Annotated in this window: 16 protein-coding genes; 12 read left to right on the top strand and 4 right to left on the bottom strand. The window is 63.0% G+C overall.

Annotated features, from left to right (window positions below):
* The first annotated feature begins 56 nt into the window (after nucleotides 1-56).
* From osmF to AC56QQ_RS21235, 4 genes are read left to right on the top strand one after another with little or no spacing between them, the layout of a single operon-like run.
* The gene (gene osmF / locus AC56QQ_RS21250) at nucleotides 57-968 is read left to right on the top strand and encodes a glycine betaine ABC transporter substrate-binding protein OsmF (protein WP_497123243.1); all 912 of its coding nucleotides are present in this window, start codon (nucleotides 57-59) and stop codon (nucleotides 966-968) included.
* 55 nt (nucleotides 969-1023) lie between these two features.
* On the top strand, nucleotides 1024-2190 hold the full coding sequence (locus AC56QQ_RS21245) for an ABC transporter permease (protein WP_497123242.1): 1167 nt from the start codon (nucleotides 1024-1026) through the stop codon (nucleotides 2188-2190).
* Nucleotides 2187-3125, top strand: coding sequence for an ABC transporter ATP-binding protein (locus AC56QQ_RS21240; protein ID WP_497123241.1), 939 nt, complete (start codon nucleotides 2187-2189; stop codon nucleotides 3123-3125). The genes AC56QQ_RS21245 and AC56QQ_RS21240 overlap by 4 nt, the downstream gene beginning before the upstream one ends.
* Complete coding sequence (locus AC56QQ_RS21235; RefSeq protein ID WP_497123240.1) at nucleotides 3122-3871, top strand: ABC transporter permease; 750 nt, start codon at nucleotides 3122-3124, stop codon at nucleotides 3869-3871. The genes AC56QQ_RS21240 and AC56QQ_RS21235 overlap by 4 nt, the downstream gene beginning before the upstream one ends.
* Nucleotides 3872-3953: 82 nt before the next feature.
* On the opposite strand, the gene AC56QQ_RS21230 is transcribed toward AC56QQ_RS21235, so the two are convergent.
* Entirely contained in the window at nucleotides 3954-4733 is a 780-nt protein-coding gene (locus tag AC56QQ_RS21230) for a glycosyltransferase family 25 protein (RefSeq protein WP_497123239.1), read from the bottom strand.
* A 722-nt stretch (nucleotides 4734-5455) separates the two neighbouring features.
* On the opposite strand from AC56QQ_RS21230, the gene AC56QQ_RS21225 reads away from it, so the two are divergent.
* Nucleotides 5456-7597, top strand: a complete 2142-nt coding sequence (locus AC56QQ_RS21225; protein WP_497123238.1) for a sodium-translocating pyrophosphatase — start codon at nucleotides 5456-5458, stop codon at nucleotides 7595-7597.
* Nucleotides 7598-7905: 308 nt separating this feature from the next.
* Here the strand turns inward: AC56QQ_RS21225 and AC56QQ_RS21220 are convergent, their stop codons facing one another.
* Nucleotides 7906-8421 carry an outer membrane protein assembly factor BamE gene (locus AC56QQ_RS21220; RefSeq protein WP_497123237.1) on the bottom strand — a complete coding sequence of 172 codons (516 nt, stop codon included), beginning with the start codon at nucleotides 8419-8421 and terminating at the stop codon, nucleotides 7906-7908.
* Between the two features lie 115 nt (nucleotides 8422-8536).
* Between AC56QQ_RS21220 and AC56QQ_RS21215 the strand changes: the two genes are divergently transcribed.
* The 5 genes from AC56QQ_RS21215 to AC56QQ_RS21195 all read left to right on the top strand — a co-directional run bounded on the left by AC56QQ_RS21215 (nucleotide 8537) and on the right by AC56QQ_RS21195 (nucleotide 12231).
* The gene (locus tag AC56QQ_RS21215; RefSeq protein ID WP_489860930.1) at nucleotides 8537-9079 is read left to right on the top strand and encodes a ubiquinol-cytochrome C chaperone family protein; all 543 of its coding nucleotides are present in this window, start codon (nucleotides 8537-8539) and stop codon (nucleotides 9077-9079) included.
* Between the two features lie 11 nt (nucleotides 9080-9090).
* Nucleotides 9091-9639 carry a YceD family protein gene (locus AC56QQ_RS21210; protein ID WP_497123236.1) on the top strand — a complete coding sequence of 183 codons (549 nt, stop codon included), beginning with the start codon at nucleotides 9091-9093 and terminating at the stop codon, nucleotides 9637-9639.
* Between the two features lie 113 nt (nucleotides 9640-9752).
* The gene (gene plsX / locus AC56QQ_RS21205) at nucleotides 9753-10823 is read left to right on the top strand and encodes a phosphate acyltransferase PlsX (RefSeq protein ID WP_497123235.1); all 1071 of its coding nucleotides are present in this window, start codon (nucleotides 9753-9755) and stop codon (nucleotides 10821-10823) included.
* Nucleotides 10824-10832: 9 nt separating this feature from the next.
* The gene (locus AC56QQ_RS21200) at nucleotides 10833-11804 is read left to right on the top strand and encodes a beta-ketoacyl-ACP synthase III (RefSeq protein ID WP_489860933.1); all 972 of its coding nucleotides are present in this window, start codon (nucleotides 10833-10835) and stop codon (nucleotides 11802-11804) included.
* Nucleotides 11805-11907: 103 nt separating this feature from the next.
* Nucleotides 11908-12231 (top strand): integration host factor subunit alpha, encoded by a 324-nt coding sequence (locus AC56QQ_RS21195; protein ID WP_111545727.1) that lies wholly within the window; start codon nucleotides 11908-11910, stop codon nucleotides 12229-12231.
* Nucleotides 12232-12268: 37 nt separating this feature from the next.
* Here AC56QQ_RS21195 and AC56QQ_RS21190 read toward each other — a convergent pair whose 3' ends face one another.
* Entirely contained in the window at nucleotides 12269-12451 is a 183-nt protein-coding gene (locus tag AC56QQ_RS21190; RefSeq protein ID WP_497123234.1) for a hypothetical protein, read from the bottom strand.
* On the opposite strand from AC56QQ_RS21190, the gene AC56QQ_RS21185 reads away from it, so the two are divergent.
* Both AC56QQ_RS21185 and AC56QQ_RS21180 read left to right on the top strand, forming a co-directional pair.
* Nucleotides 12450-12989, top strand: a complete 540-nt coding sequence (locus AC56QQ_RS21185; protein WP_127412982.1) for a MerR family transcriptional regulator — start codon at nucleotides 12450-12452, stop codon at nucleotides 12987-12989. The two genes, AC56QQ_RS21190 and AC56QQ_RS21185, sit on opposite strands and share 2 nt — an antisense overlap.
* A 91-nt stretch (nucleotides 12990-13080) precedes the next feature.
* Nucleotides 13081-13383 (top strand): hypothetical protein, encoded by a 303-nt coding sequence (locus AC56QQ_RS21180; protein ID WP_497123233.1) that lies wholly within the window; start codon nucleotides 13081-13083, stop codon nucleotides 13381-13383.
* Nucleotides 13384-13459: 76 nt separating this feature from the next.
* Here the strand turns inward: AC56QQ_RS21180 and AC56QQ_RS21175 are convergent, their stop codons facing one another.
* Nucleotides 13460-14437 carry an ATP-grasp fold amidoligase family protein gene (locus AC56QQ_RS21175; RefSeq protein WP_497123232.1) on the bottom strand — a complete coding sequence of 326 codons (978 nt, stop codon included), beginning with the start codon at nucleotides 14435-14437 and terminating at the stop codon, nucleotides 13460-13462.
* Nucleotides 14438-14636: the final 199 nt, after the last annotated feature.

Raw genomic sequence — 14636 nt, 5'->3', positions numbered from 1 at the left:
TGGGCCATGCTCATATGGGGCCACCGAATTTCGGTTCATTGCAAGGGGATTTCACTATGTTTTCAATCAAGGCTCTGGCCGGCGCGGCGCTTGCGCTCGGCATCACCGCTGCCTCCGCGAGCGCCCAGGTGGTTGTCTCCTCGAAGATCGACACCGAGGGTGGCGTGCTCGGCAACATCATCCAGCTCGTTCTCAACGCCAACAACATCAAGACCACCGACCGCATCCAGCTCGGCGGCACGCCGGTGGTGCGCAAGGCGATCACCGCCGGCGAGATCGACATCTATCCCGAATACACCGGCAATGCCGCCTTCTTCTTCGAGAAGGCCGACGACCCGGTCTGGAAGGATGCCGTCAAGGCCTATGAGACGGCCAAGAAGCTCGACTATGACGCCAACAAGATTGTCTGGCTGTCGCCGTCGCCAGCCAACAACACCTGGGCGATCGCGCTGCGCAAGGAGGTGGCCGAAACCAACAAGCTCGCCACGCTCTCCGACTTCGGCAAGTATGTCGCTGGCGGCGGCCAGGTGGTGCTGGCGGCTTCCGCAGAATTCGTCAATTCGGCGGCAGCGCTTCCGGCCTTCCAGACCACCTATGGCTTCACGCTGAAACCCGAGCAGCTGATCACGCTCTCAGGCGGCGACACGGCGGCGACCATCGCGGCGGCAGCCAACCAGACCAGCGGCGCCAACGCCGCCATGGTCTACGGCACCGATGGCGGCATCGCGCCGTCCGGTCTCGTCGTGCTCGACGACGACAAGGGCGTGCAGCCGGTCTACCAGCCGGCGCCGATCATCCGCGAAGCGGTGCTCAAGCAGCATCCCGAGATCGAGACGCTGCTGAAGCCGGTCTTCGCCAAGCTCGACCTCGTCACGCTGCAGGAGCTGAACGGCCGCGTCCAGGTCGGCGGTGAGCCGGTCAAGGGCGTCGCCGAAGACTTCCTGAAAAAGAACGGCTTCCTGAAGTAGAGCGATTCCGGCGCGCCGCATTCGTGGCGCGCCGGAACGACTGACGGGGGAGGGCGTGCCAATCCGCTTCGACAAGCTCGGCGTGGTCATCGCCGCGATAGCAGGCTACGCGGCTTTCGCCGCGCCCTTTGCCACGTTCCGTGCCAACCGCATCGTTCCCGGCCAGGCGCGTTCGATTCTCGAGGCGTTGCCGCCAGCCACCGGGCCCTTGCTGCTCGCCATCATTGTCGCTGCCGCACTTGTCGCGCTGTTCAAGACGCCGCTGATGCTGCGCCTCGCCGCCAGCGTAGCGGCACTTGCCGTGCTCGCGCTGCTGATCGGCGTCGCCGGCACGTTCCTCACTCCGGCCGGCAATACCTTTGCGCGAATTTCGCCGGCCTCGGGCTTCTGGATCCTCATCTTTGCTTTCACGCTCTTGCTGGCCGACGTTCTGACGAGGCTGGAGCTTTCGCCCTGGGGCCGCGTCGGCGTGCTGGTAGTGGCTAGCGCGGCGGTCGGTCTGCTGTTGATTTCGGGAAGCTGGAACGACCTGTCCATCCTCAAGGAATACGCCAACCGCGCCGACAGCTTTTGGGCCGAAGGTTCCAAGCATGTGACGCTGGCACTCGGTTCGCTGCTTGCCGCGGTGATCATCGGCCTGCCGCTCGGCATCCTTTGCCATCGCGTCGAGAGGCTGCGTGCGAGCGTCCTCAACGTGCTCAACATCATCCAGACCATTCCCTCGATCGCGCTTTTCGGGCTGCTGATCGCGCCACTCGGCTGGATCGCGTCACATGTGCCGGGGGCTGCGGCGCTCGGCATTCGCGGCATCGGCACCGCGCCGGCTTTCGTCGCCTTGTTCCTTTATTCGCTGCTGCCGGTGGTGGCGAACACGGTGGTCGGCCTCGCCGGCGTGCCACGCGCCGCCAATGACGCTGCCCGCGGCATGGGCATGACCGACAGGCAACGTCTGTTCGGTGTCGAGTTTCCGCTGGCCTTTCCGGTGATCCTCACCGGTATCCGCATCGTGTTGGTGCAAAACATTGGCCTTGCGACGATTGCCGCGCTGATCGGCGGCGGTGGCTTTGGCGTGTTCGTCTTCCAGGGCGTTGGCCAGACGGCGATGGATCTGGTGCTGCTCGGCGCGGTGCCGACGGTCGCGCTCGCCTTCGCCGCCGCCATCATACTCGACGCGGTGATCGAAATGACCTCCACCAGACGACGCGAGGCAAGCCCGGCATGATCGAGATCGAAGGCATTACCAAGCGCTACGATGCGACAACGGTGGTCGACGACGTCTCGATGGTCATCGAGCCGCGCACCATCGCTGTCATCGTTGGCACGTCCGGGTCCGGCAAGACGACGCTGCTGCGCATGATAAACCGGTTGGTCGAGCCGACCGCTGGCGTCATCAAGCTCGACGGCGCCGACAACCGCTCGCTGCCCGGCTATGAACTGCGCCGCAGCATCGGCTATGCCATCCAGGGCCACGGCCTGTTTCCGCATCGCACCGTGGCGCAGAACATCGCCACCGTGCCGGTTCTGCTCGGCTGGGACAAGGCCCGCATCAAGGCCCGCGTCGAGGAGCTGATGACGCTCTACCAGCTCGATCCCGAGGCGTTCGGCCCGCGCTACCCGCACGAGCTTTCCGGTGGCCAGCAGCAGCGCGTCGGCGTTGCCCGCGCGCTCGCCGCCGAGCCTAACGTGCTGTTGATGGACGAGCCGTTCGGCGCCCTCGATCCGATCATCCGCACCAAGGCGCAGGAAGACCTGCTGACGATCCAGAAGCGCTTCGGCACCACGATCATCCTTGTCACCCATGACATGGAGGAGGCCGTTCATATGGGCGACAAGATCGCCGTGATGGATGCCGGCAAGCTCGTGCAATACGCCAAGCCGGCCGAGATCCTGGCCAAACCGGCCAGCGCTTTTGTCGAAACCCTGGTCGGCGCCAGCGAACGGCCGTTTCGCCTGCTGTCGCTCGGCCGGGTGCGCGACGCGGTGGAGAAAGGCACCGCTGAGGGCGAGGCGATCCCCGGCGATGCCAGCCAGCGCGATGCGTTGGCAGAATTGCTGTGGTCGGGCCGGCCGGCGCTGCCGGTGAGGGACGCCGACGGCAAGCCGCTCGGCCGCGTCACTCTCGACGGTCTGGTCAAACGCTCGGCGAGGCCGGTATGAAAGCCTGGCTTCCGGCGCTGCTGCGACTGGCCCTGGTCGTGCTGCTCGTCGCCTTCCTCACCAATCCCGGCTGGTTCGAACCGCTGCTGAAGCCGCTGACCGAGAACAATGCCCCGGTGATATATAACCAGGGCAGCCTGCTGACCCTGACGCTGTTGCATTTGCGCATCGTGCTGATCGCCACCATGGCGGCAACCATCGTTGCGGTGGCGCTTGCCATCCTGGTCACCAGGCCCGCCGGTGCCGAGTTCCTGCCGCTATCGCGCAGCCTGGTCAATATCGGCCAGACCTTTCCGCCGGTGGCGGTGCTGGCGCTTGCGGTGCCGGCGGTCGGCTTTGGCGAAAAGCCGACATTGATCGCGTTGTTTCTCTATGGCCTGCTGCCGATCTTCGAGAATGCACTGACCGGCCTGACGACGCTGCCGGCCAATGTGATGGAGGCGGCGCGCGGCGCCGGCATGACCGGCTGGCAAAGACTGGTCAAGGTCGAGCTGCCGCTCAGCGCCCCGATCATGCTCGGCGGTATCAGGCTGTCGGTTGTCATCGGCCTTGCCACCGCCACCATCGGCTCGACCGTGGCCGCCAAGACGCTGGGCGAGGTGATCATTGCCGGGCTGTTGTCCAACAACCTCGCCTTCATCCTGCAGGGCGGCCTGATCGTGGCGGCACTTGCCGTGCTCATTTATGACGGGCTGTCGGCGGTCGAACGCTATACCGCGCGCCGCATGGGCAGGGAGACAGCGTAGTTTACGATCTCACCTGGCGTCAGCAGGAAGCAGTTCTAAATCTTGGAGGTTTGACTCCGTTCATTTGCGCAATATTTCCACTCTAAGCGGGTACGGGCGCGGTATCCATGTCGGCGTGCGCCGCCAACGGAAAACGCAACGGCACGGCATCGACCTTCTCCGTCGCGAAAAAGCTTCTATTCCGCAATTGCCCGAAGACGCGTGTCGCCTCTGCCCGGATTCTGTCGATGACCCGCTTGTCTCTGTGGAGCCTCGGAGTGACTTGGATCAAGGTCGCAGGGCTGTCGTTCTCTGAAATGAACTTGGCCTGGGCGCAGAGCGCGGGCATCAACTGGTAGGTCGTGTTGAGCACGGTCGTCATCTCATCGGGACTGAACAGCGCGACATCGACCGCTGCCCTAAGACGCCTCGTGTTCTTGAGCAGTTTTTGGGCGGCCTCTTTCGAAATCAGATACCCGCACGCGCCCAGGTGATGTCCGAGCAATCGCGTTGCGGAGTATCCATTTCTTACGGGAACGTGCCGGCGCCCAATCCTCACCCGCACAAAGAATGTTTCGAGCTTGACCACGTCCGCGTCTCGGGGGACCCAGGCATCATCGTTCAGCACCGGTCCGGCGTCGTGGCTGAAAACAACATCATCTTCGAAGACTGCGCCATACCGATCAGGGCCATCGGCGATCCTTTGCCAGCAGAGGCGGTGGCTAAGGAAGCAACAGATTTCCCCCTCGGTGAGGGGGGCCGCGATGAACGGAGCCCCGGCAGTCGCATCGACAGCTGCAACGCGTTCAAAAGGAATTCCAATGCGGGAAAATTCTGCCGTGACGTCAGCGAGCCGATCAATTGATCGGTCAAGATTGATCACCAGACACCTCACTACCGACCCCCCCGGGCATAAAAGAATTATATGCGCTCTATACTTATGCGGAAAGTTGACCATCAGTTATTGTCGCCTGTCGAAATTGTATACGGGCGCGCTAAACTTTCCCTGAGCGCCACTGTGGTCGCGGCCATTGGGCCAGGCTGGCGTGCTCCAAGAGCATAATAGGACAGCAAAAAGCTATGGCCCGTACCTTTGCGGAGGCCCTCGCGAACATCCCCAGAATCTGACGCAACAGCCTGCCCTTGGGACGCCCACGGCGCGGCAAGAATTACCAGGTCTCTTGGGAGTCGCCCGAACATCTGTGCCCGGTGCTGGCCAGCCTTCGTCCGCGACTACTGGCAGGACCACAAGGCGATAGACGCTTTTTCGCCGCGCGCGGCTGGGACAAAGTTCAGGACATGCCGCCTGATCTGACGGGCCGACGGACGAGCAGGTCGCTTGGTGGCTGGACGCCGAGCGGCGCGCTTTCAGGGCCACGACAAGCCCTTCAGCGCCGGGCACGGCGCGGCCTGAATGCAATTCAATCGGTTTGCACGAAAGCATTACGGCGAAAGCCGGGCAAAAACCGAACAATATCTTGACGTTCCGAGCCCTGTTTCGCATACACCGCTGCGAAGGGTCGGATTCCGCCCGCGGAATCCGGTCTCTGTCTCAACGGCCCAGGGAGGGGTTCTTTTGGGCCATCAATCGAGGAAAATCCGGCAATGACAATTATTTCCGCCGTCATCGCCTGCGGTCTGCTTTCTGTCCTATACGCCATCTGGGCGACACGTTCGGTTCTTGCGGCCGATCAGGGCAATGCACGCATGCAGGAAATCTCCGCGGCCATCCGCGAGGGCGCGCAAGCTTATCTGGCGCGCCAGTACACCACCATCGCCATCGTCGGCGTGGTCGTGCTCGTGCTCGCCTGGTGGCTGCTTTCGATCACCGCCGCGATCGGCTTCCTGATCGGCGCCGTTCTGTCCGGCGCCGCGGGTTTCATCGGCATGCACGTTTCGGTGCGGGCCAATGTGCGCACCGCGCAGGCGGCCTCCAACAGCCTCGCCGCCGGCCTCGACATCGCTTTCAAGTCGGGCGCCATCACCGGCATGCTGGTGGCGGGCCTCGCCTTGCTCGGCGTGTCGATCTACTACCTTGTCCTGACCCACTTCATGGGCCTTCAGCCCAACGACCGCATCGTCATCGACTCGCTGGTTTCACTCGGCTTCGGCGCCTCGCTGATCTCGATCTTCGCCCGTCTCGGCGGCGGCATCTTCACCAAGGGTGCTGACGTCGGCGGCGACCTGGTCGGCAAGGTCGAAGCAGGTATTCCGGAAGATGATCCGCGCAATCCGGCCACCATCGCAGACAATGTCGGCGACAATGTCGGCGACTGCGCCGGCATGGCCGCCGATCTGTTCGAGACCTATGCGGTGACGGTCGTCGCCACCATGGTCCTTGGCGCCATCTTCTTCGGCGGCACCGCCGTTCTCGGAGCCGCGATGCTCTATCCGCTGGCCATCTGCGGCGCCTGCATCCTGACCTCGATCGTCGGCACCTTCTTCGTCAAGCTCGGCGCCAACGGTTCGATCATGGGTGCTCTCTACAAGGGGCTGATCGTCACCGGCCTGTTGTCCATCGTCGGTCTTGGCGTTGCCACTTCGGTATGCCTCGGCTGGGGCGAGATCGGCACCGTCGCCGGCATGGTCATCACTGGCAAGAACCTGTTCATCTGCGGCCTGATCGGCCTCCTGGTGACGGGTCTCATCGTGGTGATCACCGAATATTATACCGGCACCGGCAAGCGCCCGGTGAACTCCATCGCCCAGGCCTCGGTGACCGGTCACGGCACCAACGTCATCCAGGGCCTTGCGGTCTCGCTGGAATCGACGGCACTGCCGGCGATCGTCATCGTCGGCGGCATCATCTCGACCTACCAGCTGGCCGGCCTCTATGGTACCGCGATCGCGGTCACCACCATGCTCGGCCTGGCCGGTATGATCGTCGCGCTCGACGCCTTTGGCCCGGTGACCGACAATGCCGGCGGCATTGCCGAAATGGCCGGTCTGCCCAAGGAAGTGCGCCACTCCACCGACGCGCTCGATGCGGTCGGCAACACCACCAAGGCCGTAACCAAGGGCTATGCCATTGGTTCGGCCGGCCTCGGCGCACTGGTGCTGTTCGCCGCCTACTCGAACGACCTGAAGTTCTTTGCCGCCAATGGCGACAAATATCCTTACTTCCAGGGCATGGGCGAGATCTCCTTCGACCTCTCTAACCCCTACGTCGTCGCCGGCCTGATCTTCGGCGGCCTCATCCCGTATCTGTTCGGCGGCATCGCCATGACGGCCGTCGGCCGCGCCGCCGGTGCCATCGTCGAGGAAGTGCGCAAGCAGTTCCGCGAGGATCCGGGCATCATGGCCGGCACCTCGAAGCCGAACTATGCGCGTGCGGTCGACCTTCTGACCAAGGCGGCGATCCGGGAAATGATCATCCCGTCGCTGCTGCCGGTGCTGGCGCCGCTCGTCGTCTATTTCGGCGTGCTGCTGATCTCGGGTTCGAAGGCTTCCGCCTTTGCGGCACTTGGCGCCTCGCTGCTTGGTGTCATCGTCAATGGCCTCTTTGTCGCCATCTCGATGACCTCGGGCGGCGGCGCCCGGGACAACGCGAAGAAGTCCTTCGAGGACGGCTTTGTCGACAAGGACGGCGTCAAGCATCTCAAGGGCTCCGAGGCGCACAAGGCCTCGGTTACCGGCGACACGGTCGGCGATCCCTACAAGGACACCGCCGGCCCGGCCGTCAACCCGGCGATCAAGATCACCAACATCGTCGCGCTGTTGCTGCTCGCCGTGCTCGCGCACGGCTGAACGGCGTCCAACGCTCAACGTCAAAACCCGCGGGAGCGATCCCGCGGGTTTTTGTTGAGGCGAATGAGGTGCGGACCCTTCAGCTCTTCTCTTTGTCGGCTCCGGGAAATGCTTGCATTCGAGCGCAGGCATTTCCTTCAGGTTCGGTTCACGGCATGGCGATGGGGAAGCCACTCCCCTTGCTGTTGAGCATGCCGCCAGGACCGCTCCGTCTGGTCATAACAAAACCCGCGGGATCGCTCCCGCGGGTTTTTGGTTGCCTGAGATGTTGCTGCTTCCTGGAGGACCCGGGAAGGCAGGTCTGAAGATCAGGGAGTGCCGCCGCCGGGAATGCCGGGCGCCAGCTTGCTGGCGCCGTTGATGATCTGGCTGAGGAAGTTCTGGTCCTTGCCGCCGGTCGGCGTCGTGCGCGAGATGAAGTCGAACATCTTGCCGTCCTTCAAGCCGTAATTGGCGATCTGGGTGACGCGACCGTCGGGGCCGAAATAGACCGCCAGCACATGCTGGTCGATGAGCCTGGGCTTGTCGAAGGCGACGTAGCGCTTGCGCGTCTGGGAAATGTAGTAGAAGGCCTCGTTGTCGAACGTCGCCGTGGTCGACGGCGTACCGAGTGCCAGAAGCACCTGTTCGCGGCTCGATCCGACCGGCACCAGGTCAATCGCCTGCTGGTCGATGACATAGCCCTGCGTCAGCGTCTCGCTCGGGTTGAGGTCACCGATCATCTTGTTGGTGTGGCACGCCGACAGCGCCGAAACGGCGAGCAGCAGCGTGATCGCACCGGCGGGCCTGGACGAGAAGGACGACTTGAAATTCAGCGCGCGCAACAACAATTCTCCATTATATCGCCGCAACTTGCGCTGGGCCGCAAAACCGGTAAACCAGCTTGCCTGCCGATGCAACAAGGCCAACTAAACAAACGGTCCCGGGAGACCATCCCCAATGTTCCAGCGCCTTTTTGGCCGCGAACGCCATGCCAACCGCGCCATCACCGAGGCGCTTTACGCACAAATCGTGGCGGCGGCGCGGCAGACTGTGTTTTATTCCCACTGGAATGTACCCGACACGCCGCTTGGTCGCTTCGAGATGCTGTCGCTGCACATGTTCCTGTTCCAGCACCGGTTGCGCGGCGAAGGCGGTGCGGCGCAAGAGGTCGCCCAGGTGCTGATCGATGAGTTCTTCCTCGACGTCGATCATTCGCTGCGGGAGTTGGGCATTGGCGACGTCGGCGTGCCCAAACGCATGAAAAAGCTGGCGAAGATGTTCTATGGCCGAACCGCCGCCTATGATGATGCCCTGCAGCGAAACGACCACGACGGGCTCACCGCTGCCCTTGCCCGCAATGTCCGGCCCGACGCCGGCGCCTGGCCGCAGGCGTCACGGCTGGCCCTCTATGTCGCCGATGCGGCAACGCATCTTGCCGCGCAGCCAACCGAATCGATTCTCTCCGGTACGGTGACGTTTCCCACCGCCAAGGCAGACTGAAGGAGGCAGCGATGAAACATGCAGAACCACAAGGCCCGGTGTCCTTCATCGCCAATGTCGCCCGCTTGCCGCACAAGGGGCTGCCGGTGGTCATCACCGCCGACGGCGCCCAACGCGCGGCCCTTGCCGCGGAGCATGATCTGCTGTCGGTCGAAACCTATCGCGCGGAGCTCCTGGTGGCGCCATGGAAACGCAATGGCGTCAAAGTCAGTGGCCGCGTCGAGGCCGACATAACCCAGGCCTGCATCGTCACGCTCGAGCCTGTCGAAGCGCATATCGACGAGGCGATCGAGGCGCTGTTCCTGCCGGATGACTCCAAGCTCGGGCGGCAGGGTTTCGATGGCGGCGGCGAGATCCTGATCGATGCGGACGGTCCTGACAGCCCGGAAACATTTTCCGGCGACACGATCGATGTCGGCGCGCTCGCCGAGCAGTTCTTCGGACTGGCCATCGACCCTTATCCGCGCAAGCAGGGCGCATCGCTGGATGCCGGTGGCGAGATCGAACCGGCGGAAAATGAATTTCAGCAAAAACTGCGATCCTTGCTTGGAAAATCCTGAAAACCTCGCCCGCGACGGAAAAGTCGGTTGTGCGGCAGCCCAAAACCGTTATTTTCGCCGAACCTTCGCGATCGCTAAAGCGACCTGCCGCCTAACCGTGAGATGAATACCGCGTGATCAGGATTTCCATCGATGCCATGGGCGGCGATCACGGACCAGCCGTGGTCATTCCGGCGCTCATGACGGTCGCGACCCGCCGTCCCGACATCCGGTTCGTCATCTACGGGCGCGAGGATGTGGTGCGCCCTGAACTGGCCAAGTTTCCCAAGCTGGCCGATGTCAGCGAGTTCATCCATTGCGAGGTAGCGGTCAGGATGGACGACAAGCCGAGCCAGGCGCTGCGCCACGGCCGCTGGAAGTCGTCGATGTGGAAGGCGGTCGAAGCGGTCAAGTCGGGCGCGGCGGATGCCTGTATCTCCGCCGGCAACACCGGCGCGCTGATGGCGATGTCGAAATTCTGCCTGCGCACCATGGCGACCATCGATCGCCCGGCGATCGCGGCACTCTGGCCGACATTGCGCGGCGAAAGCGTGGTGCTGGACGTCGGCGCCACCATCGGTGCCGACGCGCACCAACTCATTGATTTTGCAATTCTCGGCACCGGCATGGCGCGCTCCGTGTTCGGCATCGCCCGGCCAACGGTTGGCCTGCTCAATGTCGGCGTCGAGGAGATCAAGGGCCAGGAAGAGGTCAAGGAAGCGGGACGCATGCTCCGCGAGGCCAATATGGCCTCGATGAATTATCACGGCTTTGTCGAGGGCGACGATATCGGCAAGGGTACGGTCGATGTGGTTGTCACTGAAGGCTTCGCCGGTAACATCGCGCTGAAGACGGCGGAAGGCACCGCGCGCCAGATAGCAGGTTATCTGCGCGCCGCGATGAGCCGCACCCTGATGGCCAAGATCGGCTATGTCTTCGCCAAGGGGGCCTTCGACCGCCTGCGCGAAAAGATGGACGTCGGCCGCTCCAACGGCGGTGTTTTCCTGGGGCTGAACGGCATCGTCGTCAAAAGCCATGGCGGGGCCGATTCGGACGGGTTCGCCGCGGCGATCGAGCTCGGCTACGACATGGTGCGCAACAATTTGCTTGACCGCATCGAGGCCGATCTGGACCTGTTTCATGCGCGCAACCCGCATGCCATGACATCTAGGAAATCCGACGTCGTTACCGACGCGAAGGAATAGGAAAGAGCATTGATCAGATCAGTCGTGCGCGGCACGGGCGCCGCGCTGCCCCGCCGCATCATGAAGAATGCCGATTTCGAAGGCATGGTCGAAACCTCGGACGAGTGGATCGCCCAGCGCACTGGTATCCGCCAGCGTCACATCGCGGGTGACGACGAGACGACGGCCTCGCTGGGTGAAGCGGCCGCGCGCGCCGCACTTGCCAATGCGGGCCTGACGCCCGATGACATTGATCTGATCGTGCTGGCAACCTCGACGCCCAACAACACCTTTCCGGCCACCGCGGTCGAGATCCAGAACCGGCTCGGCATGCATCACGGCTTTGCCTTCGATATGCAGGCGGTCTGTTCCGGTTTCGTCTATGCCGTGACAACCGCCGACCTCTACATCCGTGGCGGCTTGGCCAAGCGCGTGCTGGTGATCGGCTCGGAAACATTCTCGCGCATCCTCGACTGGAGCGACCGCTCGACCTGTGTGCTGTTCGGCGACGGCGCGGGCGCGCTGGTGCTCGAGGCGGGCGAGGGCGCGGGCACGATCGCCGACCGCGGCGTTCTGGCGGCCAGCCTGCGCTCCGACGGCACGCACAAGGACAAGCTTTTTGTCGACGGCGGGCCATCGACCACGGGGACCGTCGGCCATCTGAGGATGGAAGGCCGCGAAGTCTTCAAGCATGCGGTCGGCATGATCACCGACGTCATCGAGGCGACGTTCTCGCAAGCTGGCATCACCGCCGCGGATCTCGACTGGTTCGTGCCCCACCAGGCCAATAAACGCATTATTGACGCTTCCGCCAGGAAGCTCGGGATAGAAGAGCAAAAGGTGGTGGTTACGGTCGATTTGCACGGTAATACCTCGGCGGCTTCCGTGCCGCTGGCGCTTTCGGTTGCCGTTGCCGACGGGCGCATCAAGAAGGGCGATCTCGTGCTTCTGGAAGCGATGGGTGGCGGCTTCACATGGGGCGCTGTTCTCGTTCGCTGGTAAGTGCCGAACGGTCCGGTTTCGGTCCTTGACCTTGCCGGATCAATTACTTAGGCTCTGCCGTTGTTGTGCCGAATTTTATGTTTTGAGCTGATGGGACGGTCGCATGGGGGGAAAGACACTTACGCGCGCCGACCTTGCCGAGGCCGTCTACCGAAAGGTCGGCCTGTCACGCACTGAATCGGCCGAACTCGTTGAAGCGGTTCTGGACGAAATCTGCGAAGCGATCGTTCGTGGCGAGACGGTGAAGCTGTCGTCCTTCGCGACATTCCACGTCCGTTCCAAGAACGAGCGCATCGGCCGCAACCCGAAGACCGGCGAAGAGGTGCCGATCCTGCCGCGCCGGGTGATGACCTTCAAATCGTCGAACGTGTTGAAGAGCCGCATTTTGCGGTCTCATCAAAGCGGAAAGGCCAAAGGCGGCAAGTAGTCTCGTTCTACTGCGCGGTTGAAAACCGACCCCGTCATCACGCCGGGCTTGAATATTGCTTCACAAACCGCTGAAATAAGGTCCGATTCGGCAGCATGGCTGGATTGGTGTTCTGCGTATGATCCATTCCGCGGAAACGGAATGAGCTTCTCTCTTTGGTGAGCGTGATCTCGTCTGAAGACCGTTCCGGATCACGCTCCAGCGTGAGGATTTCGCCCATGGACAAGAGCCCTGACGCCTTCCGTACAATCAGCGAGGTCGCCGAGGATCTCGATCTGCCGCAGCATGTGCTGCGCTTCTGGGAAACGCGTTTCAACCAGATCAAGCCGATGAAGCGCGGTGGCGGCCGTCGCTACTACCGGCCGCAGGATGTCGAACTGATCAAGGGCATCCGGCATATGCTCTACGACCAGGGCTACACCATCAAGGGCGTGCAAAAGCTGTTGCGCGAGAATGGCAATCATTTCCTGGTCGCCATCGGCAATGGCGACATGGCCGCCGTCGAGGCGATCTCGCAGCGTAGGCAGGCCGATCAAGTGCCACTGACGCCGGCAGCCCAGCCGCGCGGCATGGATGACGAACTGGTTGGCCAACCGCGCGTCAAGCCAAGTCGGCGCTTTTTTGGTCTCGGCAAGAGCGATGAGGAAGGTCCCGTCCAGCCGGATGCGTCGAAACTCTCGCGCGACAATCGCGCCCTGCTGCAGGAAGCGTTGTTCGACCTCCTGGAATGCAAGCGGCTGCTCGACCAGGTGCGCTGACCGTCGCCTGAAGCGCCGGTGATATCCCGAAAACCGGAACCCGCCTTCGGGTGACGCGTTACGTTTCCTTCTGCAAGCAAGGAAACACATCATGGCATCGTTCTCGACCCTCTCGGATATCGATCTGGACAAGCAGGTTGCTGCTCTCTCCAGGGAACTGGCGGCTCTCAAAAAGGCGGTCTCCAGGCGAGGCGGCGCCGTCTACGAAGACGGTCGTGATGCCGCGCTCGACACCTATTCCGATCTCGCAGGGCGTTTGCGGGAGGCGATGCCGGCAATCCGCAAGCAGGGCAGGGTGATCGAGAGATCGGCCCGCGACCATCCGGCGGTGGCGGCAGCGGTCGGCCTTGTCGTGGTTGGTCTCGTCGCCAGTCTGCTGTTCAGCAGGCGTTGAGCGGCAAGCCTCGGATCGCCTTCCCGCAGTTCGGGCTCAGGCGCCTTCCCCCCGAGGCGTTCACCGGACCCGACGATTAGCGATTTCTGCTGTCGCTCTGGCATCTGGCGCTCAGCGCCTCGGCGTAGAGGCGCACGGCACCGCTGTGCCGCCGGCGCAGGAATGCGGATTGGTCAAGCCGCCAGCATCGCTCGATTTCCCTGACGATCGCCGGGTTGGTCCAGGTGGCATAGCCCGCCGCCGAATAGACGGCGATCTCGCCGGCATAGAGACAGTCGTCGGTGACGAGGAAGTCGACACGGATGTAGTCGAGGTCGCCGGCGATGGCTGGCGCGATCGAGATCGCCTGGCGAACATAATCGATCAGCCGCGCATTGACGGGCAAGGCCTGATCCTCGCGAGGATAGTCGGGATCGCGACCAGGCAGCGGATTGGCTTCGCGGTCAAACAGCAGTGAACGACTGGCTTGCGTATCCTCGACCCAGACATGGGATATCACGCCGCTGCAGACATGAACCTTGATGTCGGTGGCGATCGTTCCGCCGCTTAACGCCAGCCGCTGTTCGACGAAGACGGCCGGAACAATCGGCCAATAGGCCCATTCGCCGTCGCGAACGCCGAAGCGGCTCCTCAGCCAGCGGCTGGTGCGATAGACGATGGCGTCGCGATCCGGCAGGCCATCGGCGACGAACATGTTCATCTCGCAGCCATGGTTGACTTTCACCACCACGTCGCCGGCCAGCAATGCCGGCGGGATCGCCGCCGGGTCGCTGCCGGCCCACAGCGTTGCGGGCAGTTTCAGATCCGGGCAGGCATTGTGGATATGGGTCTTCGCCGCCAACTTGTCGGTCAGCGTTACGAACAGCGGATTGCGGTCGACGATCTTTCGCCAGAGCAATCGCTCATGGTAGCTCCTGGGTTCCGCCGGGTTTGGCAGGTAACCCAGCCGGCGCACGAAGCGCAAGATCAGAGCCGGATGCCGAAGGGTGAGCCAGAGGCGCGCGGTCGACAGGACAATGCGGCTTGTCCACGAAACATCGGCCTTGGCCGTCATCAGGATTTCTGGGCCTCGTTGGCAAAGCCTGATCCGGTGGGAGTGCGCCGGTCAGAAACATCCCTTGCCGTACCGCGATTTGCCTTGGCGTGAAAGGTTGGCCAGCGTCGCCGTGGTGGTTTTGCGCCGGGATCCTGGAACCAGCGCTGCCATTGGGGAAATTCGAGGTGCCCGCGTTGCGCTTCGCGTAGCGTTACCA

It is taken from the genome of Mesorhizobium sp. RCAM 05099, assembly GCF_059683685.1.
Note: the sequence above shows the minus strand (reverse complement) of the source record. Positions and strands in the feature narration are given on the sequence as shown.